This window comes from [Flexibacter] sp. ATCC 35208 (assembly GCF_001975825.1).
In the GTDB taxonomy this organism is placed as follows: Bacteria; Bacteroidota; Bacteroidia; order Chitinophagales; family Chitinophagaceae; genus Chitinophaga.
The window spans coordinates 44,399-70,979 of sequence record NZ_MTKN01000034.1 but is presented as its reverse complement, the minus strand read 5'-3'; the positions used below and the strand labels follow the sequence as shown (position 1 = coordinate 70,979).

The following is a 26,581-nucleotide window of genomic DNA, read 5'->3' as shown; positions in this document are numbered from 1 at the left end:
AAGATAGGGAATTAATACCGCGCACCAAAAAGCATGCTGCCTATACGAACCATGGTACTACCTTCTTCGAGCGCGATGGTGTAATCGCCGGACATGCCGATGGAAAGTTCTGTGAGCGCCTCCCCTTCTGGTGCAAAGGTAGCTTTAAGCTGTGTTTGCAGCCCTTTTAAGTGCCTGAATTCAGCTCTTACCTGATCGGGTTTATCAGTGTTGGTAGCCATGCCCATGAAGCCGGCAATCAGGATATTTTTGAATTTATCTGCCTGTGCTTTCCATTGCGTGAGTAGGTCGGTGAGTTCCTTCTCGTCCAGGCCGAATTTGGTCTCTTCTTCGGCAATGTGCACCTGGAGAAGGCAACGGATGGTACGATTATTTTTAGCTGCCTGCTTATTGATTTCTTCCAGCAGGCGCAGACTGTCAACTGCGTGGATCATGGAAACGAAGGGAGCGATGTATTTTACCTTGTTCGATTGGAGGTGGCCAATGAAATGCCATTCAATATCGTTTGGCAGTACAGGGTGTTTTTCCTGCAACTCCTGTACATAGTTTTCGCCAAAAATACGCTGACCGGCGTCATACAGTGCTTGTATGTCGGAGGCTGGTTTTACTTTGGAAACCGCGACGAGTTTAGCCTTATGAGGGGCCAGTTCGCCGATGATCTTGTTATAAGCGGGTAAATTTACTGACATGCAGCAAAGGTAGTAATTGTGGCCTGTGGTGGCAAGGGGGAATTCTTTTGGGTTCTTAACTTGGGGTAGGACTTAGTCAATATGGCTGGCATGAGGATGATGACTCGTCATATCGGTATTATCCAATGGCGGCGTGGAATCATCCAATCCACTGAAATCGGGTCCGCTATTGTCAGGTACCGTATTATCTATAAAGGTTCCTCCATCGATATCGCCGTCTTCCTTCCCTCCTTTTCCTTTCTTCTTACCTATAGCTGTATTCAGTGATACCAAAGCAATCATAAATGCCACTGCCGCCGCTGAAGGTGCGATAAATATAAAAGGAACGGAAATAACAATCGCAAGCACTGTTATTATCAGGAAATGGGTGAAATCGTTGGAGGAATCTTGTTTATTAGACATAAAATTGGGTTTTAGCCGAGTATACTGCGCCCGATCACGATCCGCTGCACCTCACTGGTACCTTCATAGATCTGTGTGATCTTGGCATCCCTCATCAGTCGTTCTACATGATACTCTTTCACATAGCCATATCCACCATGTACCTGCACTGCCTCTGTCGTAACCCACATCGCTGTTTCCGAGGCAAACACTTTCGCCATCGAGCCGCTGAGGGTATAATCTTTATGTTGATCTTTTTCCCAGGCTGCCCTGAAACACAGCAACCGCGATGCTTCTATACGGGTAGCCATATCCGCCAGTTTAAACTGGATCGCCTGATGTTGACTGATTTCTTTACCGAAAGCCTTGCGTTGTTTGGAGTAGTTGACTGCTAGTTCGTAAGCGCCGGAAGCGATACCCAATGCCTGGGAAGCAATGCCGATACGGCCACCCGCCAGTGTTTTCATGGCGAACTTAAAACCGAATCCATCTTCCCCTATCCTGTTCTGCTTAGGTACTTTTACGTCCTGGAACATAATGCTGTGGGTATCGCTACCCCTGATTCCCATTTTATTTTCCTTGGCCCCTACTGTGACACCGGGACTGTTCTTTTCTACGATCAGGGCATTGATGCCTTTGCTGCTTTTGCCAGGGTGGGTCTGAGCGATTACAAGGTACACACTTGCACTGCTACCATTCGTGATCCAGTTTTTCGTACCATTGAGGAGGTAAAAATCGCCCTTATCTTCGGCAGTGGTACGCTGTGAGGTGGCATCGGAGCCAGCTTCAGGCTCGCTGAGTAAAAATGCACCGGTGATTTCACCTGTGGCAAGGGGTACCAGGTACTGCTGTTTCTGCTCTTCTGTACCATACTGCTCCAGGCCCCAGCAGACTAATGAATTATTTACGCTCATACATACAGAGGTGGAAGCATCAATTTTGGAGATCTCTTCCATAGCCAGTACATAGGAGATCGTATCCAGGCCGGCACCTCCATATTTTGGATCTACCATCATTCCGAGAAATCCCAACTCTCCCAGTTTTTTGATCTGCGCTGCGGGGTATATTTGTTTCTCATCTCTTTCTATGACGCCTGGTAAAAGTTCATTTTGTGCGAAGTCCCGGGCTGCCTTTTGAATCATCAGGTGCTCTTCAGTGAGTTGAAAGTCCATGGAATTTACGTTTTGTTGGAGTTATTGATATAAACGAATTTATTGTTTTTATACTTCTGAATTCCACATTTAGTCTTTATCCATTTTTATCATGAAAATATTAAAGATTATTTGAAGATAGCTGTCCCTTATTGGAATTATTGTATGTTTTCACGCAGGTATGTATATACCTCCACAGTGTAACCGGCCGCCCGTTCATTTAAAAACCATTAGCTTGCTAAACAGGAATAACATCCTTTTATGAAAAATATTAAGATCATTGAGGTGAAATCAGAAATTGGCGCGGGAACACGTGGCGCCAGCCTGGGTGTGGAAGCGATCAAGATAGCTGCACTGGACTTTATGAGCAACTTTTTTGTGCATTTCCCTACTGAAACAATTGAGACAGAAAATAAGCTGCTGTTTGAACCGATAGAATCCCCTTATGCGAAAAGGATTAAAGGTACCCTGACGTTGTATGAAAGGATCAGTAAGAGTGTGTGTGAAACAGTGAAGGCGAATTGGTTTCCGGTTGTTTTATCAGGAGATCATAGTACGGCGGGAGCTACCATTGCAGGGTTGAAGATGGCGAGGCCGAAGGCGAAGATAGGAGCGATCTGGATTGACGCGCATGCGGATTTACATACGCCGTATACGACGCCTTCAGGGAATATGCATGGGATGCCGGTGGCAATTTCAATTGCGGAAGATAATCTGGAATGTAAGGTGCATGATCTGGATGATAATACAATAAAACAATGGGAGGCGCTTAAAAATATTGGTGGGATTGCGCCGAAAGTATTGCCGGAGGATATTGTGTTTATTTCATTACGTGACTATGAGAAGGAGGAAGAGGCGTTGATAAAGCAGTATGGGATGAAGGTGATAACTACCAATGAAGTGAGGAGAAAGGGTGCGGAGCAGGTGGCGAGAGCGGTGTTCAGGTATTTGAGTGATTGCGAGTATATATATGTGTCGTTTGATGTGGATAGCTTGGATAGTTCTATTTCAAAAGGAACTGGTACACCGGTAACGAATGGACTAAGAGAGAGAGAAGTAGAGGATTTGATAGCGAAGTTTATGCAGCATAGGAAGATATGTTGTTTTGAGATAACGGAAGTGAATCCAACGTTGGATAAAGAGAATTTAATGGCGGAGATTGCCTTTAATATATTGCAGCGAAGTGTAAATGTGTTGTTGATGAATTAGCCCAAAAAAGGCGTTTACCTGCGGTAAACGCCTTTTTTGGGCGTGCAAGGGATTATTTTTTGCCTCTGGCAAAAATAATCCCTTGCGTATTTATCGCGGATTCGTATGCTTCATTCTGATCAGATTCGCCACCAACCCGGTCCAACCCGTCTGGTGCGCAGCACCCAGCCCTTTCCCACTATCTCCATGAAAATATTCATGAAATTGTATCAAATCAGCAAAGTGCGGATCGCTCTGCAATTTCTCATTATTCCCAAACACCGGCCTGCGCCCATGTTCATCCTTCCTGAATATCTTTAATAACCGATCCGCCAGCAAGGTACCCACTTCCTTCAATGAATAATAACAACCGGAAGCTGTCGGATATTCTATCCTGAAATCATCTGTATAGAAATAGTGAAACTTACGCAAACTCTCTATCAACAGGAAATTCATCTGTATCCACACAGGCCCCCGCCAGTTAGAATTACCTCCATAAGTGATCGTATCACTTTCTCCCGGTACATATTTTACGATTAATTCTGTTCCATCTTCATACAGCCGATAAGGATCCGCCTCATATTTTTTAGACAAAGACCTTATCCCATACTCACTCAAAAACTCTGTTTCATCCAGCATCCTGTACAACAACCGCTTCATCCGATGCCCACGCAATAAACTCAGCAAATGTTTATTCTCCTTCCCCTCTTCATACCACCTTGACACCAGCTGTGCCAGATCTGGCCTATGCCGCAAAAACCAGGACATGCGTTCCGCAAAAACAGGATTATTTGCCAACGCCTCTTTTGAAATTACTTCTACCGCACAAAGTGGAATCAATCCCACCATACTTCTGAACTTCAACTTCACAATACGATTATCCGGCGCCCGTAACTGATCATAAAAGAACTCATCTTCCTCATCCCACAATCCACTATTCCCCGTACCCATACTCGCCATCGCACCAGCTATGTACATAAAATGCTCAAAAAACTTCGTCGCCATCCCATTGTACACCTTATTATGATTACACAATTCTAATGAAATGTGCAACATATTCAAGGCATACGTTGCCATCCAACTGGTCGCATCTGCCTGCTCTTCCCGAATACCATTCGGCAATGGCAGACTTCTGTCAAACGCACCTATATTATCCAATCCCAGGAAACCTCCTTCAAAAATATTACTTCCACTACTATCTTTCCTGTTCACCCACCACGTGAAATTGATCAGTAATTTATGAAACAACGCTTCGAGAAAATGATAATCCTTCTCCCCCTTTATCGCCGCATCCTGCTTGAATACACGGTATACCGCGCCTGCATGTACAGGTGGATTCACATCTCCAAATGCCCACTCATATGCAGGAAACTCTCCTGAAGGATGCATGTACCACTCCTCAGTCAACAACAATAATTGTTGCTTTGCAAAATCCGGATCCACCATCGCCAGTGTCACACAATGGAAAGCCAGATCCCACGCCGCATACCAGGGGAACTCCCATTTATCAGGTACGGAAATGATATCTTCATTAACAAGATGCTTCCATTCTTTATTGCGGCCATTCCAGCGTTCCGCAGGCGGTGCCGGTTGTGATGGATCGCCTTCCAGCCAGCGCTGTACTTTATAATAGTAGAACTGTTTATTCCACAGCATACCTGCTAATGCCTGACGCTGTATCAGCCTTTCATCTTCATCCTTAATCTCTGCCTGCAATTCTTCATAGTATGCATTTGCATCTGCAATCTTCGCCGCAAAGAGATCATCAAAACCTGCAAAAGGTTGTTCCTTGGCCTTATCAGTTAATCTTAATTTAATAGTATGAGAACCATGTGCAGGCACAGAAATATCATAATGCACCGCAGCCTTCGTACCTTTTTTATCAGGATTTACAGAAGATGCACCATGCAGGATATAATCATTGATCCCATCCTTTGCATAAGGTGTGATGGAATCTATATTATACAATCTTTTATTGTTGGATTCATTTTCACAAAACAACATTTCCTGCCCTCCTTCCTGATACAGGTACTGCATCTGCAATTTCTCATGATCGAACCGGATAGTAGTAGCATCCTCCTGCCACAAAGCAGGTTTATAAGGTCTGCGGCCCCACACCCATGTATTGCGGAACCACACAGTAGGTAATACTGTCAAAGGCGCTTCCTCATTACTTCTGTTATGAATCGTGATTTTGACAAGCACATCATCCATATCCTCCTTTGCATATTCTATGAAGATGTCAAAGTATTTATCTTCATTAAAAAGCCCGGTATCAATCAGCTCATACTCCTCTTCCACCTTGCTCCTCCGGGCATTCTCCTGTATCAGTTGTTGGTAAGGATATTCCTGCTGTACATATTTATACAGCATTTTCATATAGGAGTGTGTGGGCGTTGCATCCAGGTAGTAATAGAGCTCCTTTACATCCTCCCCATGATTCCCCTCTGCATTGTTCAGTCCGAAGTAGCGTTCTTTCAGAATAGGGTCTTTCTTATTCCAGAAAGCCAGTGAAAAACACAAAAGCTGTTTTTCATCGCAAATACCCCCAATTCCTTCCTCGCCCCATCTCCACGTTTTACTCCTCGCCATATCATGCGTCGTATAATCCCATGAACTGCCGCTACCGCTATAATCTTCGCGTACAGTTCCCCATTGTCTGTCACTCACATAAGATCCCCATTTCTTCCAGCCTTTTATCTGAAGGCGTTGTTGTTCCTGATTCATCGTATGCTGCTTTTAATCAGTGAATGTGGAAGTAGGCCACCAGCCATCCCACCACTTCACTATAACTACGTATTCCTTTTTCCTGTTTATTAGCCTTCAGATACTGATCATAAATCATAGAAGTATAATCATCTACCGGGCTGCTGTATCTGCGATAGAAATTCTTTAACTGATGGTAATCTTCATGCACACCGGGTACGGCTTTCTGCCACAAATTCTTCGCCATGGTCGTATCCTGCCAGCGCAACTGCCTGATACTGTACATAAACATCTCGAAATTAGCCGCATATCTGAACCGAACATCTTTTGCATGACCTGCTACGAGGTAACCGATAAAATTAGCCTCTTCTTCCGCCCCATATCCCAATTGATGTGCCACTTCATGACAGATCGTAAATGGATGCAGAAAACCCGGCGTAGTAACGTTTACCTGTGCTTCGCCGGTAAAGGGATTGAGGTAGCCCCCTACATTCATATAATTCATCCAGGTACCATACAGGGAAGTCTTGAGACAGGGATGCGTATATTTCAGCACCGGCCATTGTTTTGCCGCCTGATCATAGGCGACTACAGCCCGCTGAAAGAGCTGTGCGCTGTCCGCGCCCGGGCGTGTGGCGTTGAGTGTATCCCCCATTTCTATCCTGTTGGCATTTACCTGTTGCAACAGGGTATCTGCCAGTTTGTACAATTGCTCCGTACCGTACTCATTCACTTGTAGTTGCATATCTTTCTCCAGGGAGTAGCGGTCATAGTTAAAACCCCACAATACCAGAAAAGCCAGATATAATGTCAAAACAGCACTTATTCCCTTCAGAAAGTATAAAAAACTTTCCTTCCATTGGGTTTTGATCAGTTTATAACATAATTTTAACAAATAAATGCTACCTGTTATAACCCAGGCGGCATAAATTACGTCGCCAACACTAAAGAGTATGGATCCCAATGCCACCCTTAATAAGTTACTTATCCAAAAGTAGAACCTATGAAAATACCACCCTTCAAAATGATGGCTGAATGCGAGCAGCCCCTTCAAAATGATGATGCACAATATTGTTACCAAAATACGTACTCCTGTGTGCCTTATCTTTGTAATTGTATCCATACTAATCAGCGCGTAAAATGACAGATGAGATCTTATTGGGCGAACTTACGACAGCGCTATCCTGCCAGTCAGGAGTGAAAATACACATTAATTGCGCAGAAAAAATATCTGGTGGAGATATTAACGAAACATATAAGCTCTCCACATCTGACGGAACGTTGTTTCTGAAAATGAACGATGCGCATATCTATCCTGACATGTTCCTGCGGGAACTGAACGGACTCAATATACTCCGTAATACCAATGCCATCTCTGTACCCAGGCCACTGGCCACAGGTACCGTGGGAGACAAAGGTTTCCTTGTCACTGAGTTTATGGAAAAAGGCAGCGTGACGCCTGACTTCTGGGAAAACTTTGGTGCAAGCCTGTCAAGAGTACATCGCCAGACACAGACATACTACGGATTTCAGGAGACCAATTACATCGGTACCCTCAAGCAATACAATACGCCTTATAGCAGCTGGCCGGTGTTCTATGCATTTAACAGGTTGCAACCCCTGACCAGGGCTGCCTATGACCAGCAGGTGATGGACAAGGCAATGGTGGTACAGATGGAACACCTGTGGAAGCAGCTGCCAGGTATGTTTCCCGACGAAAAGCCGGCATTACTGCATGGCGACCTCTGGTCTGGTAACTTCATGGTGGGCAAAGATGGCAAGGCATGTGTGTATGACCCGGCGGTATATTATGGAAACAGGGAAATGGATCTGGCTATGACCAGACTGTTTGGTGGTTTTGATACCCGCTTTTACTTCAGCTATCAAACCATGTATCCGCTGGCTGAAGGATGGCAGTCCAGAATTGGTGTCTGCCAGTTATATCCGCTCATGGTGCACCTGCTCTTATTCGGAGGTAGCTATTATAATAATGTAAAGGAAATTCTTGACGAATTCTGATTACTGATAGATCTTCATTCTATCGTACTCTGCCTCAATAATTGGATAGAATTTTTCCACTTCTTCCGAAATATTGGCAAACAACGCATCTACCTCTTCAGGAGGCAGCGCTGTATTTGCATTCAACGTGTTTTCCAGATTCTGCATACGGGCACTAATCCATGTAAGTCCCACCATAGAGAAATTGGGTTTCAGTTTGTGCACCTGAAATTTCAGGAGTTCCCAATCCCGTGCATTTACTAAAGCCTGAATCTTCACCAGTTCTTCCCTGATCGTTTTCAAAAATATTTCAAAGAGATCCGCCGCGTACGAAATATTGTTCTCATACAGGGTATTGAGGTACTTTACATCCAGGTCCTTATGGAACTCAAAACCAGACGTGTTGTTTGTTTCTTCCATTATAAGTTCAGTTTCGTCTTCATTCAGGTATTTATTCAACACCTGTAACAATTGATCGGGGGTATATGGTTTCGTTAGTATATCGGTAATACCGGCCTGCCTTGCCTGTGTAAACGTACTTTCCATAGCGAGGGCAGTAGTGGCTACCAGTGGAGTAGCTACGTTCGGTTTATCTTCATCTTCTCGGATCCGGCCAGCCAGCTCCAGTCCGTTGAGTCCGGGAATCCGGATATCGATCAGGACCAGGTCATACTGTCTTGAATTCAAAAAATAGAGTGCATCCGGCCCATTGGTGGCCAGCTGGTGCTCCACGTTATATTTTTCCAGCAGGCTGTTAATGTAATGAAGGTTCATCGCATTGTCCTCAATCACAAGTACACTTGATCCTGAAAAACTGGCCTGCTTACGGCGTGCTCCCGCTCCGGGCGTGGTGACGGCCGACTTCCGGGTATCGATAAAGGGCAGGTTGAACGAAAAACAGGTATTGTAGCCCGGTGTGTCTTCCACACATATGGTACCTCCTTGTAGTTCAATCAGTTGTTTGGAAATGGCGAGTCCCAGACCGGTACCGCCATATTTTTCCCTGATTTCCTGTTCTGCCTGTTTATAATTTTTAAAGATCAGTTCCAGTTTGTCTTTACTGATGCCGATACCCGTATCACATATACGAAAGCGTACCCACACTTTATCATCCTGCCAGCTTTCAGGGGTCACGCGGATGGCAATCTCTCCTTCCGGCGTAAATTTTTCTGCATTACCTAACAAGTTCATTAGGATTTGGTTCAAAAGCGTATCGTCTCCGACCAGGCGATTCTGGATACGGGGATCGATGGTCGCAGAAATTTTTACAGGACGCTGACCCAATTTGAGCTCAAAAGTGTGCCGGAGAGATTGAACCAGGGCGGTGAGGTTAAACTCCCGCTGATTGACCTGAAACTCCCCTGCTTCGATCTTGGAGATATCAAGAATATCGGAAATCAGTCCCAGGAGGATATTGGAACTATGTTTTAATATATTAATGTAGTCTTGCTGATGGCCGTCGAGGTTCGTTTCTTCCAGCAGGTGGGTCATACCGATAATGACATTGAGGGGAGTACGAATTTCGTGGCTCATGCTGGCCAGAAATTCTTTTTGTGCACCCCGGGCCTCTTCAGCCTGCTGCCGGGCCTGCTCAAGGGTAGCCTGCTGTAGTTGCCTGCCGGAAATGTCGGTTACCTGCCACATGCTGCCGTTAAAGACCCCGTTGTGCCAGAGCGGCGTATAGTTCAGTTCGAAAATGCGGCCGTCGGAAAAAAGGAGTTCCTGCCCAAAGTAGGGATTTTTCTGTGTTAACAGGTCTTCAACTGTGGCGAGAAATGCTTCAGGATTCCGGGCGCCCCTGGCCAGGTATCGGGCGATGGTAGCAAAGGGCAGATCGGGTACAAGATCAATATCTTCTCCTGTATATTGTTGAAATACAGCGTTTACCCATACGATGTGCTGCTCCGCATCGAGGAGAAGGATACCGGCATTGGTGTGCTGGAAATAAACGCTGATTGGCAGTGAAAATATGTCCGGCGGCGAAATGCTTCGGGTAATGGGATGTTTTCTCGTACCTTTGATCCGGGCCATTGGTTATGAATGGAAAGTGTACAGTGATACTGATTTTATACAGCACGAATATAATAATTAATTAATTGGTTTTCACTAATCTAGCTGTTAAAACCTGTTATTCGGGCGGATGTGAAAAAGCGAATGTAGGAAATTTTTGCATTTGCAAATATTTGGTTACCTTTGCATCCCTCTAAAAGTGAGGATTTTATTATGAAACAACTCCGTCAATTTGAAATTGCCTTTGTGGGGCTCAAACCCGGAGAGCATACATTTGAATACCAAGTTACGGATAGTTTTTTTGAAAACTACGGACCGCAGGATTTCAGCGACTGTAACGCAACAGTAAAGCTGACCTTAGACAAGAAAAGTGATTTTTTCCTGTTAAAGTTTGAAATTGGCGGATCAGTTAGCGTAATTTGTGACCGTTGTGGACAACCATTTAATCTTCAGCTCTGGGACGATTTTACCCAGGTGGTGAAGATGGTGGAGAATCCTGAGGAGATTGAAGGTGATGAGGATCCGGAAGTATCTTATATTTCGAGAACGGAATCGCACCTGAATGTCGGTGAATGGATTTACGAATTCATCAACCTGAGCATTCCTATGCAGAAGATACACCCGGATGTGGATGGCAAAAGCACATGTGATCCGAAAGTATTGGAAATGCTGGATCAGATGAACAAACAATCTGACGCTCAGGACAATCCAATTTGGAAAGACCTGGACAAATTCCGGAGCAATTAAGCCGGGATTTTAAGGGAAAAGATACTTATTGAAACATTAAACTAGGACAATTAAAAACTAAATACGATGCCAAATCCGAAACGCAGACATTCTCAGCAAAGATCAGCTAAGAGAAGGACGCATTACAAGGCCTTTGCGGATACTTTAAGCACAGATAGCGCAACTGGTGAAGTGCACCTGAGACATCGTGCTCACTGGGTAGAGAACAAACTGTACTACAGAGGAAAAGTTGTATTGGAAAAACAAAGCAGCGCTAAATAATTTTACTATTTTTACCCCGAGCAAAGACAAATTTAAACGTTCATGAGAATCGGGCTAGATATGATGGGCGGTGATTATGCCCCCGTCGAAGCAGTAAAAGGAGTAAAATTATTTTTAGATACTGTTGCAGCAGATGCACATCTGGTGCTGATTGGTGATGAGGTAGCCCTGGCTCCCTTATTATCTGAAGCGCAGTTGGACCAATCAAAATATTCAGTTGTTCATTCATCCCAGGTTATTGGGATGAATGAACATCCTACCAAGGCGCTGAAGGAAAAGCAACATTCTTCTATCAGTATTGGGTTTCACCTGTTACAGAGCGGGAAGATTGATGCATTCATCAGTGCTGGAAATACAGGCGCTATGATGGTTGGAACATTCTATTCCATCAAAGCGATTGAAGGGGTTCAGCGGCCAACGATATCTACACCAGTGCCAAGATTGGACGGCTCTATCGGGCTGTTACTCGACGTTGGTATCAATGCCGATTGTAAAGCAGAAAACCTGCTCCAATTTGCAATACTTGGGTCTCTCTATTCCAAACATATCCTGAATGTAAGTAATCCTACTGTAGGTCTGCTGAATATCGGAGAAGAGGAAGGTAAAGGTAATCTGCTGGCACAAGCCACTTATCCTTTGCTGAAAGAACACCCTGGTTTAAATTTCATTGGCAATGTGGAAGGTCGTGATGTACTGACTGGCAAGGCTGATGTCATTGTATGTGAAGGTTTTACGGGTAATGTTGTACTCAAGATGGCTGAGTCACTGCACGATATAGCAGTACAGCGGAATATTAATGATGAGTACATGGACCGGTTTAACTTCCAGAGCTATGGCGGTACTCCTGTATTAGGCGTATCAAAGCCGGTGATCATAGGCCATGGTATATCGAAAGATACTGCCTTTAAGAATATGATCGTGCTGGCACAACAAATGATCGAAACGAAACTGCTGGAGAAGATCCGGGAGAGTTTTGTGAAATAATTTACATCCTATTAGAACTAAAAATTATTGATACCAGTCGCAAGGCTGGTATTTTTTTGCGTTGTTTAAAAACAAGGTCGGACATAATGCCCGACCTTGTTTCTTTATACAGGATTTGCCGCCAGCGGCAACTTTACATAAAATGTAGTCCCAACCGTTAACTGTGTCTCAAACCAGATCTCTCCCCTCGCCTGCTCCACAATATTCTTACACATCGCTAACCCTAAACCAGTCCCTGAATTCTTCGTCGTAAAGTTCGGTACAAATATCTTAGACTGAACCTCAGGCGGAATACCATCCCCATTATCCGATACACTCACCACAACCCAACCCGGATCTACCTCCTCCATATTGATGGTGATCATCCCCTCTCTTTCTTCCGGTATAGCCTGTATCGCATTCTGCAGGAGATTTGTAAACAACCGGTTCATCTGTGTCTTATCTGCAAATACATAAAACGCATGCCCCGGATGATTGAACTGAATTGTACTATGTTCGTGGCTTTGGTACAGCTCTTTTAAAGAATGTAATACCTCATTCAGCATCAACACCTCACTATTCGCCTCCCCTATCCTTGCAAATGCAGAGAAATCTGATGCGATATTCGCCAGGTGTTCTATCTGCTCTACCAACGTACGCGCTACATTCGTAGACAGCTGTTTTACATTCGGTGCATCATTATCTATCGCCCTTTGCAGATACTGAATACTCAGCTTCATAGGTGTGAGCGGGTTCTTGATCTCATGCGCCACCTGTCTCGCCATCTCTCTCCACGCCCCTTCACGCTCACTCTTTGCCAGTCTTGCCGCACTCACCTCGAGCTTTCTCACCATTTTATTGTATTCTTTTACCACGGCCCCGATCTCATCATCCTTCTCCCATTCTATCTCATCATTCTGCTGCCCTAAGCTCACATGTCGCAAGCGCTCTGTCACTAAGGAGAATGACTTTGTAATAGAGTTGGTAATTAATAATGCTAATAACCCTGCTATTAAGAAAATAAACGCATTGAAATTGATGAGCGCCACTAAGAAGTTGGAGATCTGCTGGTTCAATTCCGTTTGCGTTGCAAAATACGGTACATTCAGATAAGCGAAGATCTCTCCATTATTACGCAACGGTGCATAGCCAGATAAGTACCCCATGGAACCGATCTTCTCCTTCTGGATCCACTGGATCTTTTGCTGACGACCCAGTTGCATATACGCATCCGGATTTATTTTTCTGGACAACAACCCTTTCTCTGTAATCAGTGGCTGCGTTGTTACCTGCAAATTTCCATCCCTGTCATAAATGTTTATATCCAACGCCCGCTCATCCGCAATCTCTCCAATGGATTCTGACAAACTGGCCTGGAATATCGGGTCATACAGATCCTCCAGGTCATCAAACATGCGTTGATTCGCAAATACCTTCTCCACTTCATGCGTCACCTCATTGATCGTATGGCTCAGACGCTCTTTATTCTCCCTTTCAGAACGATCAATGAAGAACAATACCGTGGTCAGACCTAAGATCACAAATGCAAATACCACAATGAAAATGATAGTCCCGGTTACCTTTCTTCTGATATTAATATTGACCAGTGATTTCAGGTTACCAATCCGCATTCTTGCTTTCACCAACAGATCCAGCACCCTGTAAATGGCAATGATCAACAGGAACAGGCAGAACATGTACGCAAAGAGCGTGATAAATTCTATAAAGCTCCTGATCTCTTTCGCCACAATCACGACCTTGTCTTTCGAAGCTTTGTAGTACATCAGCGAATACCCATTCACTGTCTTCACCGTCACTTCATCTGTAGGCATATCTGAATCGTACAACTTGACCGGAAACGAGTAATCATTGTTATTATTTACCAGTTGCCCCTTGTCATAAATCGCATAAGAATAAGTAGCATTAGACTCTTTTTCAGGGTCATAGATCTCTCCATCCACCAGCAATTCAGGATACAATCGTTGTGAATTGACCACCGCAGGCGTCAGCTCATATACCAGGTAGCCTGCCTTATCCCCATTGCGATAAAAATCTTTCTGACCTATATAACTATAATCATTGAATCCTCTTTCATTATAATAGAGATCATTCCCGATCAGTTCTGATTCCACCAGCATCTTCCTGCTCAGTGAATAGAAAGAACTGGTGTCACCACCATAGATCGGCATCCCGTTCTCATCAAAAGCATAGATGTCTACCTTAAATCGACCCAGGTATCCTTTAAAATATTTTTGCTTCAACTCATTCTCCAGCGTACTCCTGGGCATATTCCCCCCATTCGCCTGCTGAAAAAAGTATTGTAACAGTTCATCCCGCTCCATCTGCTTTGTTACATCTGTGAGCAGCATTTCAAGATAAGGGTCCTTTTGTTTTGACAATTCTATCGCCATCCTCTCACGCAGACTCAGCTCCTTCTGGTCGTTATAATACACCAGCACCGCAGAGGTCGTGATCGTCAGCAAAAACAACCAGAACAAAAACGGCACTGTCGCCAGACTATTCTCAAATTTAAACGCCAGTGCATCCAGCAGGATCACATAGATGATCAGCCATATCACCAAAGCAATGGAATAATGTATCTCCGGATTATGGATCCTGAACACCAGCCACACTACACCGACTATCGCCAGGAATACATACTTGGTACGATGCCTGAAACTGGTCAACTCATTGAGCAGTGAATTCACAATCTGCGAAAAGAAGAGGAAGCTAAACGCGATGAACCCTAATATGATCGCACCGATGATGCTGTATTCATTCAGACTGAATGGATTCGCCACATCAAAAGAAATGCGGGAGTCGATCACCAGACTCTGAATGAGCTCAGACAAAAACTGTCCGACCACATACATGATGTAACTACTCAGAATGATCACACCTCTTAGCTGCCATACATTCTTCACCGGCGGCGCTTTGATCGATTTTACATGCTGCCTGAAAAACAGTAACAACCAAAACGTCAGCGATACATTCAGCAACAGGTCACCCAGCGATCGGAAGATCTCATCCTTTGCATAGATCAAAGGCGTGAAGATATTGAGTGTTCGCAGGTTGAAAGGAAACGGGTACACATAGCTCAGTAACCTGAATACGACAATGACTGCCGCCAGGAACAGAAATCCATTCAGGGCGCTCTTCTGTCTTGCCAGAGTAGCGGCAAAGAGGTTGATGAAGATCAATACACAGATACAACCCATTACTCTGAGTATGACACTCAGCAGGTTAGGTGGCTTGGTATCCAGCGTTCTGTCGTAGTGCAGGTAAAAAAGGATCAGCCCTTTGCCATTGAGTACGGGTATACCCGGAGCTTTGAGATTAATATTGTATTCCCGCCCCAGCGCAGGTTTATCATAAAAGTGATCGACCAGGTAATTGTTCGTAATACTATACTCCATCATGACCGGAATTACACCGACCATAAAGCGTTCATGACCGGCCTCCGGACTAAATACCCGGCGGCACAGCACTTCATAATATCCGTTTTTTAATTTTACGAAGCGGTTTCCATCCACCAGCGGCACCTGCCATTCTTCCGGCGTCACCATATTGGTGCTCCAGAATACCAGCCATCGGCCGGCCACACTGCTATCGTAGGCAAAAACATAAAAGTCCTTTGTATCCAGACTTTTTATTTCCTTCTCATTGTAATTGCGTGAAAAAAGATGGTTGAGCAGCAACTGATCTTTGATTATTTTTTCAAAGGACGCTTCCCGCTGGGAGATGCTTTTTTCCAGGCTGCGCTTCACTCCCATGGGGGAGGAATAGTAAGACCAGTAGTTACTAAACAGGAAGGAAAAGGTAAACAGCCAGGCTGCTACGATCAGTAGATATCCGTGTCGGATAAAGAAAAGCCGTATTTCTTTAATGTCTAACATTTTTTCGCTTCGTTCCAGAGTTCATCCATTTCACCCAGCGTCATTTCATCCAAAGATTTGCCTTTTTCGGCCGCTTTCTTTTCAATATACTGGAAGCGGCTGATGAATTTTTTATTAGTACGTTCCAGTGCATTTTCTGCATCAATCTTCAGAAAACGTGAATAGTTGACCAGAGAAAAGAGTACATCCCCGAATTCCCCTTCAATTTCGTCGGGATTGCCGGTAGCCACTACTTCTTCCAGTTCCTGTACTTCCTCTTTCACTTTATCCCATACCTGTTCCGTGGTATCCCACTCAAAACCGACAGTTTTTGCCTTGGATTGCAGGCGCATGGCCTTTACCAATGCAGGCAGGGATACAGGTACACCACTGAGTACAGAGGTCTTGCCTTCTTTCAGTTTCAGTTTTTCCCAGTTTTGTTTAACGGCATCCTCATCTTCGGCTTTGACATCGCCATAGATGTGCGGATGGCGGAAAATGAGCTTTTCACAGATGCCGTTGATCACATCTGTCATGGTAAACTGCCCTTGTTCGGCGCCTATTTTGGCATAAAAAACGATATGCAGCAGCAGGTCGCCCAGTTCTTCCTTAATGGATTTCCAGTCGGAAGTGGTGATAGCGTCTGCCAGTTCATATAATTCTTCAATAGATTGCTGACGCAGGGTGTGGATGGTTTGTTTTCTATCCCAGGGGCATTTTTCCCTGAGATCATCCATAATACTGAGTAGCCGTTCGAAGGCTGCGTTATTTTCCATTTGTCAAATATAAGGAATATGTGTCCGCTGCTAATTTCGGGCCGAAATTTGAGGATATCCGGCCGGCCATCATATGTTAATTTCTTTTTGTTGATGACAAAGGCATTTTCTTTACATTTGTCGGCCGGTTTAATCACCGTAAAAAGACTAATTTTCGTTTCATGAATACCAAACACATTGCACTTATTTCGTCTGAATTGGGCATTCCAGCCCGTTCAGCTGAGAATACCATGAATTTGCTGGCAGAAGGGTCTACGGTACCTTTTATCAGTCGCTACCGTAAGGAAGTGACAGGCAGCCTTGATGAGGTGCAGATAGGCCGTATTGAAGACCTCCAGAAACGTTACAAGGAGATTGATGAACGTCGTGCGTTCATTATCAAAACCATTACAGACCAGGAGAAAATGACCCCTGAGCTGCAGGACAAACTGGAAACTACCTGGGTACTGACAGAACTGGAAGATATTTATCTGCCATATAAACCCAAACGTAAGACCAGGGCTACTGTGGCAATTGAAAAAGGCCTGGAACCACTGGCTAAAATGCTGTTTGAACAACAGGAAGGTGTACCACAATCCCTTGCAGAACAGTTCCTTAACGAGCAGGTAGCCTCTACGGACGAAGCCCTGAAAGGTGCCCGCGATATCATGGCTGAGTGGATTAACGAAAATGCTGAGCTGCGTGACAAAATGCGTAAGCTCTTCAACCATACTTCTGTTTTAACATCCAAAGTGATTGAAGGCAAAGAAGAGGAAGGCAATAAATACAAAGATTACTTCGATTTCAACGAAGATTTCAGCAAAATACCTTCTCACCGTGTACTGGCTATTCTGCGTGGAGAGGCGGAAGGATTCCTCTATGGCACCATCGCGCCTAATGAGGAAGATGCGATTGAGATCATGGATAAACAATTCATTACCACCCGCAATGCTGCTGCAGAGCAGATAGGAAAAGCGATCACAGATTCTTACAAACGTCTGCTGCGTCCTTCACTGGAAAATGAATTCCGTGCACTGGCAAAGGACAGGGCGGATCAGGAAGCAATCGAGGTGTTCGCAGAGAACCTGCGTCAGCTGTTGCTCGCTGCACCACTGGGGCCTAAAGCTGTAATTGCCATTGACCCGGGTTATAGAACCGGTTGTAAAGTGGTAGCACTGGACAACCAGGGTAATATGCTGGACAACGATGTAATTTACCCACTGGAAAAGAACTATAAACGTGATGACGCAGAAGCCCTGCTGAAAAAATGGGCTGATCGTTATGACACTTCTGCTATCGCAGTTGGTAATGGTACTGCTGGTAGAGAGACAGAAGAATTTGTGAAGAAGATTGATTTTGGTAAAAAGATCAACGTATTCATGGTGAATGAAAGTGGTGCTTCTGTGTATTCTGCATCTGAAGTAGCGCGTGAGGAATTCCCTGAATTTGATGTAACTGTGCGTGGCGCCATATCTATTGGCCGCAGACTGATCGATCCGCTGGCTGAGCTGGTGAAGATTGATCCGAAAGCGATTGGTGTGGGTCAGTACCAGCACGATGTGAATCAGTCTCAGTTGAAACAGAGCCTGGACAGAGTAGTGGTAAGTTGTGTGAACAATGTAGGAGTGAACCTGAATACGGCATCCAAGCACCTGCTGGCGTATGTATCTGGTTTAGGGCCAAGTCTGGCGGAGAATATTGTAAAATACCGTAAGGAGAATGGTGCATTCAGCAATCGTTCACAGCTGAAGAAAGTAACCCGTTTGGGTGAAAAGGCGTTCGAACAGTGTGCGGGGTTCCTTCGTATTGAGAATGGCGATAACCCACTGGATAATTCAGCAGTACACCCTGAGCGTTATAAACTGATTGAAAGCATGGCTTCCAAACAGCATTGTACTGTGCAGGATCTGATAGCGAAAGAAGATCTGCGTAAGCAGATCAACCCTAAGGAGTATGTAAGTGAAGAAGTAGGTCTGCTTACTTTGGAAGACATCCTGAAGGAGTTGGATAAGCCAAGCCGTGACCCACGCGATGAGATAGCGATCTTTGAATATGCGGAAGGGATCAAGAGTATGGAAGATCTGAGAGTAGGTATGACATTGCCAGGTGTGGTAACGAATATTACGAACTTCGGTGCGTTTGTGGATGTAGGGGTGAAACAGGATGGTCTGGTGCATATTTCTCATTTGAGCAATAAATATATCAGCAATCCTAATGAGGCGGTGAAGTTGAACCAGAAGGTGACGGTGACAGTGTTGGAGGTAGATCCATCCCGTAAACGTATATCATTGTCAATGAAAACGAATGAGCCTGCGCAGCAGCAGCAACCCAGAAACAGGGAGCAGCAGCGTAAACCGGATAATAATAACAACAATAGTAAAAAGGCTGCACCAGCACCTTTGAATGATTTCCAGGCTAAGCTGGCGGAGTTGAAGAAGAAGTTTAATTAATTCTTTGTTTTATAATTATAAAGAGGCCCATTCCTTACCGGAATGGGCCTCTTTTTGCTGAAAATGGTTTTATGCTAATGAGTGAATTCGCGGTTTCAGGAATGTTTCTTTTTCTGAAAAGGGACTCATTCTCATTAGTGAATTATCTCTTTTATGAATGTTTCTTTTTCTAAAAATAACCTCATTCCATTAGTGAATTCCCTCTTTCAGGAATGTTTTTATTTGACTTAATTACCGAATTTCTCTTTCCACTTTAGTAGTTTTTCCGGAAACCTCGGATCTCGCTGCTCACTATACAGCTTTACAATCCCATTTGCCGCCACACCTGCATATACGATATCAGATTTCATATCAATTGCAATCGCGGCTTCATCAGCCCCGCAATAGTGTTTACGACAGCCCTGGTTATACAGTACATCATTTTCTACTTCAATAGGAGGTGCGACGTCAAAACGCTCGCGCAGGGTATTGTTATCATTTCCCAACAAAGTCTTAAGCCGCGATTTGAGCGGTTCACGTTGCAGTATATCCGTTTCCGTAATATACTTGCCGTCGTACTGTTCAAAATGCTTCCAGGAGGTCACTTTCACGAGTTCAACCGCGTCGTTAATGGTTATCATTGTATCTGTCTCCGGCGCTTCAATGTTGTCTTTCTTCTCCCTTGCATTATTCATTGAGGGTTCTTTGCACCCGAAGATGCATGTAGCCATCACGGTGATGGCTGTCACTTGTTTGGTAAATGTCATGATTTCATTGTTCACGGCCTTTCTATAGCCGCTATCATTTTCCTTTAAATACAGGTACTCGTTTTTCTACAAAAGCCTGCATGCCTTCTTTCTGATCATCGGAGGCAAACAGCAGGTAGAAGTTCTTCCTTTCAAAATGTAAGCCTTCTTCCAGCGAGCTATCGAAAGCTTTCAGTACAGACTCTTTCGCCATGCGTACAGCGAGTGGACTCAGTGCTGCAATTTCGGTCGCTAACTGGATTGCTTCCTGCAAATATAATTCAACCGGAACGATACGGTTAATTAGTCCTGCATTTAATGCTTCAATTGCGGTAATAAATTTTCCCGTCAGTACCATTTCCATAGCAAGAGCTTTGCCCACGGCCCTTGTCAGGCGTTGGGTCCCTCCTGCTCCGGGCATCACGCCGATCTTGATTTCAGGTTGTCCAAATCGGGCGGTTTCACTGGCTATGATCATATCGCAAAGCATAACGAGTTCACAGCCACCGCCTAATGCAAAACCGCTTACTGCTGCAATCAACGGCTTTTTTGTTTTCTTTATTGTATCCCAGGTACTGAATTGATCTATATTATACATATCCATGGCAGTTTTCCCTGCCATCTGTTTGATATCAGCGCCTGCCGCAAAAGCTTTTTCATTTCCGCTGATCACGATTACGCGTACACTCTCGTCTGCGTCCAGTGATTTTAATGCGTCCTTCAGCTCTGTCATTAATTGCAGATTGAGGGCATTCAGTTCTTTAGGGCGGTTCAATTGGATGTGCGCAACATATGGCGCTACCTGCTGGTGTATGATTATAAATTCTGGTTGCATCCCCTAATTTACGTCAAAATTGTAAGCAATAATGAAAACCCGGTGAAGACCAGTAAGAGGGTGAAACTATATAACAACACCAGTAATAATGCTTTCCAGAATGACTTGCCGCCATAGATTCTCTTTAATGACAGCATGAGGTAAATAAAGACGACGATAAGTCCAAAAACAGATATAAAATCTACATTAAAGAGCCAATCTAATATGGTGGTGAAAAGGTAGAAGATAAAAAAGAACGTATGGAAGTGTAGGGAGAAAATTGCATGGTCGGCATAGAACCATTGCTTGCTGCGGCGGTAAAACCATTTGAGGTAAAGGGCAAATAGCGGGAGTAAGACGAACATCATTTTAGGATAGTTATGCTGGAATCGTTCGTCCATGCTCTCCTCTCCTTTTTCCTTCCGTTCTTTCTGTTTAAAATACTGGCGGACAGCCTGTTTTGTAATAATCCCATCCCGCTGACTTTCAGGGAGGGCTTTTTGGGCGGCCAAATAGCCTTTTTCATCCTTGTACTTGTCCATTTTTTCGGCCCAGGCTTTGGCGACGCTATCCGTTTTGTCATAGTCATTCAGGTTGTAGCTTTCGGTGACCACCACTCCTGGGGTGTCACCTTTTTCTTCCTTATGCGTAAAGGCGAAATAACTGAAGAAAAAAACGAAGGACGTAAAGATGTAGAACTTAATCGGATTCACGTACCGGACCCTTTTGCCGGCGGTATATTCCTGGGTGAGGAACCCTGGCCGGAACAGCAGGTACTTGAGTGTGATTAATGTCTTTGAATCATAATGGATTACATCGGCGAAGAAGTGGTTGAACAGGTGGCCGAAAGTTTCGTGAGGAACGGTATTTTCCTGACCACAATGAGTACAGTAGCGCTCCGGAACTTCGGTGCCACAATTAAGACAGTTTTTTTCTGCCCTGATAGGTTGTGTTTTCAAATGGCTAAAGTGTTAGTCCTATAAATATAATTTTTTTAATCTGTTTTACGTTTTAGGGGAATACAAAATTGGGTTGGGACTGGATTTCAATAATTTACAAATCCTTCATCCATAACATCCCCTAAATCATTATTTTTGCATTTAATATGTACACGAGGAAAACTTTATTTACAATAGCCATATTTCTGGGACTTTACACAGGAGCCAGGGCCCAGTATTATTACCTGGATATCCTCAATACCAAACAGACGGAGGCCAACCAGGCTAATTTCAAAAAGGCCAAAGTACAATCTCAGGTAGTAGTAAGTCTCGATGCCGAGGGACGGAAGACCGATTACGACTTTAAGAGTGAGCGGGATTTTCTGGACGACTACCGCCAGCTGATGACAGTGACCGCCTCCATCGCTACAGGCCGTTCCATTATGCGGACGTACTTTAATACCCATGGTCAGCTGACAAAGATTGTGGATAGTACCCGTAATGTGATTACTACAACCATTTATACGTACGACAAATACGACTCTTCCCATAATATCAAGGAAATTTACGTCAAAACCGAGGATCCTAAGAATAAGTACACAGTATCAGAAACAAGACGGTATGTGTACGATTCTCTGAACAGACCTACCAGAATGATCCATTTCCGTGGGGAAAAGCTGGAAGACTCAACGACGGTTAAATTTGTACTGGATAGTGCAGGACACATAGTAGAAGAGCAGGAAACGAACAAAGGCAAGATCTATTACAAGTACAATGACCAGGGTTTACTGACAGATATTTACCGCTACTACCCTTCCAAACAGAAGATGTTACCGGATTATGTATTTGACTACGATGCGAAAAACAGGATTGGGGCGACTACAACTGTGAATGTTACGTCCGGCGATTATATCATATACAGAAATACGTACAATGAGATGGATCTGTTAGAATCACAGGATGTATATGGCAGGCAGAAAGTGCAGGTAGGTGTGGTCAGGTACAGATATAAATTTTAAAGATTTTTAGAAAAGGCTGTGGTATCGCAGTCTTTTTTATTTACTTTAAAGCTGGGCTGGGCTTGGTTTTCGGGTAGTGGGTTACAAATTTTAAAAAATAAGGATAAGATTTTTTTGTTTTTATAAAACAAATCCTATCTTTGCAATCCCAACGAAAAAACAACGGGTTATTTCTGAGGGAAATAAGTTCTTAATACAAGCGGAAGTAGCTCATTTGGTAGAGCACGACCTTGCCAAGGTCGGGGTGGCCGGTTCGAGCCCGGTCTTCCGCTCACTGACAAACTTCCAAATTGCAGTGCAATTTGGATTTTTTGTTTAGGGCCACCCGGGTGGTGGAATCGGTAGACACGCGGGACTTAAAATCCCGTTCCCAGCAATGGGAGTGTGGGTTCAACTCCCATCCCGGGTACAGATGAAGCTGGCGCTTCAAAATTTTCAAAAGGCATCGACTTACGTCGATGCCTTTTTTTTATAATTTTTACATCTTCTTATCCACCAGCAATTGCAGATATCTATTTTGTTCTTTTAACAGGTTTAATATCTCATTACGTTGAATCGAATCATGTCCCGATGGCTCCTCCTTCATCTCTTCTGTAAAAAAATTAATCAGTGGCGTATTCGTATATTCAGCAATACGCACCAGATCGTCCACATACAACTTTGATTTGTTGCTTTCTACTTTTGACAAATAAGACTGCGACACATCCAGAGCAGCTGCAAGTTCCTCCTGCTTAATGCCAAGATTTATCCGTATCCTTCTGATGGCTGTACCAAGTTCCATGAGTTTTAATTTTATATATCAGACAATCGGGGATGACACCTCTTTAATTGCATTCAATATTGTGTGCGCAATTTGCCGGGCCTGCACTCTAATCTCAGGTACGGCCGTTGTTTCCCAAAACATTCCTTTTGCAGGAGCTCCCAGTGTATAAAAACAATCTGAGACCTGCCCATTATCCTTAATCAGTGCTCCTTTGTCATTACAAACAACACCCAGGCAAAAGGCGTCAGTACTTATCAACCCTCTCTCCAAAAGATTACAGATAAGTGCCTGGGGTATACGATTATAATTTGTTGCCGGCCCCATACAATTGACTATCACATCAGCATTCAGCTGTATTTGCCGATGTGTACGAGGCTCTTGTATGCCAACAGTAAAATGGCCACCTTCATCAACCTGGATACGCTGGATGCGGCCAGCTATGATCTTTACCTTCTCTGACTGTAAGCATGCTGATACAATACCTGCACAAGCTTCTGGCAAACGGTGCCTGGCTACATCCCATCGATGACGCAGATGCACTAAAAAAACCCTCTTTTCCGCATCGGACAACTGTTTCCACAGACGTACAGTATAAGGGCGCAATGCATCTATCACTGGGCGCCAATCAATGCCGGTTGTTTCAGCATTGTGAAGATGTTTTCGTACTATCCGAAACATATCCAACACAGTTGTTTGCTGATGGATTTCTTCCCAGAAATCAGGATAAGGCGGACATTTCTTATGTACAGCCGGTAAAAGTCCGTGCTTTGAAAGGGCTATTATATTACCATGATGACCGGACTTCCAGAGGCTGATCAGTGTATCCGTCATAGTTAAACCGGTTCCTATAATAAAAACGGTTTCATTTCCATTTAGATGAGGCACCCAGGCAGTGTCCCAGGCTGAGTGCTTATAGCCGGGCATTTGAAGGTAGGTATTATCCGAAAGGGGCAGGTGCTCAGCAGCAAAGGTGCCGGTGGCGAGCACCAGCTTATCAAAAGAATAGCTGGTGCCGTCTGCTGTTATAACCATGCGGGCCTCCATATCCACATCTGTTACTTCGGCCCTGATGCGGTTGATCTGTATGGATAACGGCTTATTTTGAAGCAGTACATCGAGCAGATGGAGTATGTATTGCCGGTAAATATTCCTGGGCACAAACGAACCTGCAGAATAGGGTAAACCAGCGTTATACAACCATTCCACAAAGTGATTCTTTTCGTCAGCCAGGGCGCTCATATTGACCGCCGGCACATTCAGAAGATGATCTTTATCCTCCGTGGAATAAGGTACGCCCAGGCGGTCTACTGCCTCTTTCTCCAACAGTGTCACCCTAATCGTTCCCTCCCGGTAAGAGCGCAACAGATTAATTAACAGCAGGTGCCCACTCATGCCTCCACCAATGATTACAATATTTTTCATTGTATTCCTTTATTTCATTATTACAGCATGATCAGATCATCATTGATCACAAGCGCATCTATACCAGTGGTGCAGAACATCGCCACTGCATCTTCCACTGAATGTACAATAGGCTTCCCCATGATGTTGAAACTTGTATTTAGTATGATTGGAACACCTGTAATGTCATTAAATGCCGATATAAGATTATAGAACCTTTCATTGTATTCCTTTCTGACGGTCTGCAGCCTTCCGGTACCATCCACATGCACGACCCCGGGAACCTTGTGTACATTTTCCTGTTTAAAGCGTAACGCTTTCTCCATGTACAACGATTCCGAATAGTTTTCAAAATATTCGTGTCCGTGTTCATGCAATATCGAAGGTGCAAATGGCCTGAACTCTTCCCTGAACTTTACACGGCTGTTTATAATATCTTTTATATTCTCATTACGTGGATCGGCCAGTATAGAACGGTTGCCCAGTGAGCGCGGTCCATATTCTGCCCGGCCCTGTACCCACCCAATTATTTTCCCACTGGCAATTAGTTTGGCGGTAGTCACACAAATGTCCTCCGAAACGGTAGCACCATTAAATTTATTGAAACGACGCAATCGTTCTATTGCATCCGACGACATGCGTGATCCAAGGTATGGGGATCTTACACCTGCCACTTCCTTACCGGAATGATCTTCATAGAAAGCCAGGAGCGCTGCACCAACAGCATTACCATCATCCGCAGGTGCACAGGGTACATGAAGGTTTTTAAAGCTGGTAAGCTCCTGCACTTTGCCATTATAGGCAGAGTTGAGCGCGCAACCACCGGTTAATACGAGGTTTTCTGAAATGCCCAGCTTATAAAGATTCTCCAGTAGTTCAGATAATATCTCAGAAAAAAAGAATTGCCCGGTAAATGCCATGTCTGCGTACTTCAGCGAATCGTCACCTGGCCAGTCTTTCGCCAACACCTTCAATGCCGGTGTCACTTCAAATGCCCTGCGCAATGGAATCAGCCTACAATCCTTTACTGCTAGAAAAGTGCGCAACAAGTCATATACTGCCTGATTAAATTTTCCATAAGGTGCAAGGCCCATCACTTTCCACTCCTCCCCTTCCAGGTGATTAAACCCGCAGGCATTACAAACAAAACCATACAGCATGCCCAGGCTACCGGCTGATGATGGTATGCCAGGAATGGGCGTCAGTATTCCGTTCCTATAATGGTAGAAAGCGGTTGATCCTGACTCTCCAAACCCATCTGCCACAGCACATACAGCCTCTTCAAAAGGGCTGCTGTAACAGGCAAATGCCGCATGTGTAAGATGATGACTGTAGGTCTTTTCAATGATGTTGGGATTGCTAAACTGCCTAAAAAAATTGATACCCATGTTTTTACCAGCCAGGTCACCGTTGGCAATCATACCATGGCGCATGGTTTTAATCACCTGGCCTTCATTCCCCTTCAGCCGGCGGTTCATCATCCACTGCCATAAGGGATTACTGATACGTTTGATGTACTTACGATCCCAGGAAGTAGCAATCACCAGCTCAGCATCCGGTTCGCAATATTCCCTTACCAGTTGTTTGGAGCGGATCAGATCATCAGGAACACAGTTCCATGCGCGTTTATTCTGCAGATAACGCTCTGTTGCCTCTGCAAATACCAGGTCTCCGGCTGAGTTAATTATAGCAATGGCGGGATCATGACAGGTAGATGCGATCCCTACATAGTTTCTTTTTTTCATGG

The 26,581-nt window shown here is 44.4% G+C and carries 21 protein-coding genes and 2 tRNA genes; 9 read left to right on the top strand and 14 right to left on the bottom strand.

Annotation, left to right across the window (positions count from 1 at the left end; all coding sequences use genetic code 11):
- Positions 1 to 11: 11 nt before the first annotated feature.
- The 3 genes from BW716_RS20740 to BW716_RS20730 all read right to left on the bottom strand — a co-directional run bounded on the left by BW716_RS20740 (position 12) and on the right by BW716_RS20730 (position 2,242).
- On the bottom strand, positions 12 to 689 hold the full coding sequence (locus BW716_RS20740) for a YggS family pyridoxal phosphate-dependent enzyme (RefSeq protein ID WP_083725532.1): 678 nt from the start codon (positions 687 to 689) through the stop codon (positions 12 to 14).
- 72 nt (positions 690 to 761) lie between these two features.
- Positions 762 to 1,091 (bottom strand): hypothetical protein, encoded by a 330-nt coding sequence (locus BW716_RS20735; RefSeq protein WP_083725530.1) that lies wholly within the window; start codon positions 1,089 to 1,091, stop codon positions 762 to 764.
- Positions 1,092 to 1,102: 11 nt separating this feature from the next.
- Positions 1,103 to 2,242, bottom strand: coding sequence for an acyl-CoA dehydrogenase (locus tag BW716_RS20730; RefSeq protein WP_083725528.1), 1,140 nt, complete (start codon positions 2,240 to 2,242; stop codon positions 1,103 to 1,105).
- Positions 2,243 to 2,482: 240 nt separating this feature from the next.
- Here BW716_RS20730 and BW716_RS20725 point away from each other — a divergent pair, with 240 nt between their 5' ends.
- Entirely contained in the window at positions 2,483 to 3,430 is a 948-nt protein-coding gene (locus BW716_RS20725; protein WP_083725526.1) for an arginase, read from the top strand.
- A 90-nt stretch (positions 3,431 to 3,520) separates the two neighbouring features.
- Here the strand turns inward: BW716_RS20725 and BW716_RS20720 are convergent, their stop codons facing one another.
- Positions 3,521 to 6,136, bottom strand: coding sequence for a glucosidase (locus BW716_RS20720; RefSeq protein WP_083725524.1), 2,616 nt, complete (start codon positions 6,134 to 6,136; stop codon positions 3,521 to 3,523).
- Positions 6,137 to 6,152: 16 nt separating this feature from the next.
- Positions 6,153 to 7,238 (bottom strand): DUF3810 domain-containing protein, encoded by a 1,086-nt coding sequence (locus tag BW716_RS20715; protein WP_083725522.1) that lies wholly within the window; start codon positions 7,236 to 7,238, stop codon positions 6,153 to 6,155.
- Positions 7,239 to 7,255: 17 nt separating this feature from the next.
- On the opposite strand from BW716_RS20715, the gene BW716_RS20710 reads away from it, so the two are divergent.
- Positions 7,256 to 8,134, top strand: a complete 879-nt coding sequence (locus BW716_RS20710; protein ID WP_083725520.1) for a fructosamine kinase family protein — start codon at positions 7,256 to 7,258, stop codon at positions 8,132 to 8,134.
- Here BW716_RS20710 and BW716_RS20705 read toward each other — a convergent pair whose 3' ends face one another.
- Positions 8,135 to 10,144, bottom strand: a complete 2,010-nt coding sequence (locus tag BW716_RS20705) for an ATP-binding protein (RefSeq protein WP_083725518.1) — start codon at positions 10,142 to 10,144, stop codon at positions 8,135 to 8,137.
- Between the two features lie 192 nt (positions 10,145 to 10,336).
- On the opposite strand from BW716_RS20705, the gene BW716_RS20700 reads away from it, so the two are divergent.
- From BW716_RS20700 to plsX, 3 genes are all read left to right on the top strand, one after another.
- Complete coding sequence (locus BW716_RS20700) at positions 10,337 to 10,870, top strand: DUF177 domain-containing protein (protein WP_083725516.1); 534 nt, start codon at positions 10,337 to 10,339, stop codon at positions 10,868 to 10,870.
- Positions 10,871 to 10,936: 66 nt separating this feature from the next.
- Positions 10,937 to 11,131 (top strand): 50S ribosomal protein L32, encoded by a 195-nt coding sequence (gene rpmF, locus BW716_RS20695; RefSeq protein ID WP_072356725.1) that lies wholly within the window; start codon positions 10,937 to 10,939, stop codon positions 11,129 to 11,131.
- A 42-nt stretch (positions 11,132 to 11,173) separates the two neighbouring features.
- Positions 11,174 to 12,115, top strand: coding sequence for a phosphate acyltransferase PlsX (gene plsX / locus BW716_RS20690; RefSeq protein WP_083725514.1), 942 nt, complete (start codon positions 11,174 to 11,176; stop codon positions 12,113 to 12,115).
- Between the two features lie 104 nt (positions 12,116 to 12,219).
- On the opposite strand, the gene BW716_RS20685 is transcribed toward plsX, so the two are convergent.
- Positions 12,220 to 15,990 (bottom strand): HAMP domain-containing sensor histidine kinase, encoded by a 3,771-nt coding sequence (locus BW716_RS20685; protein WP_083725512.1) that lies wholly within the window; start codon positions 15,988 to 15,990, stop codon positions 12,220 to 12,222.
- A complete protein-coding gene (gene mazG, locus BW716_RS20680) occupies positions 15,984 to 16,745 on the bottom strand; it encodes a nucleoside triphosphate pyrophosphohydrolase (protein ID WP_083725510.1) in 762 nt (253 codons plus the stop codon). Before mazG ends, BW716_RS20685 begins: the two co-directional genes overlap by 7 nt.
- A 161-nt stretch (positions 16,746 to 16,906) precedes the next feature.
- On the opposite strand from mazG, the gene BW716_RS20675 reads away from it, so the two are divergent.
- Positions 16,907 to 19,174 (top strand): Tex family protein, encoded by a 2,268-nt coding sequence (locus BW716_RS20675; protein WP_083725508.1) that lies wholly within the window; start codon positions 16,907 to 16,909, stop codon positions 19,172 to 19,174.
- A 227-nt stretch (positions 19,175 to 19,401) separates the two neighbouring features.
- Here BW716_RS20675 and BW716_RS20670 read toward each other — a convergent pair whose 3' ends face one another.
- Genes BW716_RS20670 through BW716_RS20660 form a run of 3 tightly spaced genes read right to left on the bottom strand, consistent with a single transcriptional unit; the run spans position 19,402 to position 21,672 of the window.
- Positions 19,402 to 19,920, bottom strand: a complete 519-nt coding sequence (locus BW716_RS20670; protein WP_143708941.1) for a hypothetical protein — start codon at positions 19,918 to 19,920, stop codon at positions 19,402 to 19,404.
- A gap of 34 nt (positions 19,921 to 19,954) precedes the next feature.
- The gene (locus BW716_RS20665; RefSeq protein ID WP_083725504.1) at positions 19,955 to 20,734 is read right to left on the bottom strand and encodes an enoyl-CoA hydratase-related protein; all 780 of its coding nucleotides are present in this window, start codon (positions 20,732 to 20,734) and stop codon (positions 19,955 to 19,957) included.
- Positions 20,735 to 20,742: 8 nt separating this feature from the next.
- Complete coding sequence (locus BW716_RS20660; RefSeq protein WP_083725502.1) at positions 20,743 to 21,672, bottom strand: DUF3667 domain-containing protein; 930 nt, start codon at positions 21,670 to 21,672, stop codon at positions 20,743 to 20,745.
- A gap of 146 nt (positions 21,673 to 21,818) precedes the next feature.
- Between BW716_RS20660 and BW716_RS20655 the strand changes: the two genes are divergently transcribed.
- From BW716_RS20655 to BW716_RS20645, 3 genes are all read left to right on the top strand, one after another.
- Positions 21,819 to 22,670, top strand: coding sequence for a hypothetical protein (locus tag BW716_RS20655; protein WP_083725500.1), 852 nt, complete (start codon positions 21,819 to 21,821; stop codon positions 22,668 to 22,670).
- Positions 22,671 to 22,869: 199 nt separating this feature from the next.
- Positions 22,870 to 22,942 (top strand) — tRNA-Gly (locus BW716_RS20650).
- Between the two features lie 51 nt (positions 22,943 to 22,993).
- Positions 22,994 to 23,079: transfer RNA gene (locus tag BW716_RS20645), tRNA-Leu, on the top strand.
- A 69-nt stretch (positions 23,080 to 23,148) separates the two neighbouring features.
- Here the strand turns inward: BW716_RS20645 and BW716_RS20640 are convergent.
- The 3 genes from BW716_RS20640 to BW716_RS20630 are packed head-to-tail and all read right to left on the bottom strand — an operon-like array spanning position 23,149 to position 26,579.
- A complete protein-coding gene (locus tag BW716_RS20640; protein WP_083725498.1) occupies positions 23,149 to 23,451 on the bottom strand; it encodes a helix-turn-helix domain-containing protein in 303 nt (100 codons plus the stop codon).
- Between the two features lie 18 nt (positions 23,452 to 23,469).
- Complete coding sequence (locus tag BW716_RS20635) at positions 23,470 to 24,855, bottom strand: FAD/NAD(P)-binding protein (protein WP_083725497.1); 1,386 nt, start codon at positions 24,853 to 24,855, stop codon at positions 23,470 to 23,472.
- A 20-nt stretch (positions 24,856 to 24,875) separates the two neighbouring features.
- Positions 24,876 to 26,579, bottom strand: coding sequence for a carbamoyltransferase C-terminal domain-containing protein (locus tag BW716_RS20630; RefSeq protein WP_083725495.1), 1,704 nt, complete (start codon positions 26,577 to 26,579; stop codon positions 24,876 to 24,878).
- Between the last annotated feature and the right edge of the window lie 2 nt (positions 26,580 to 26,581).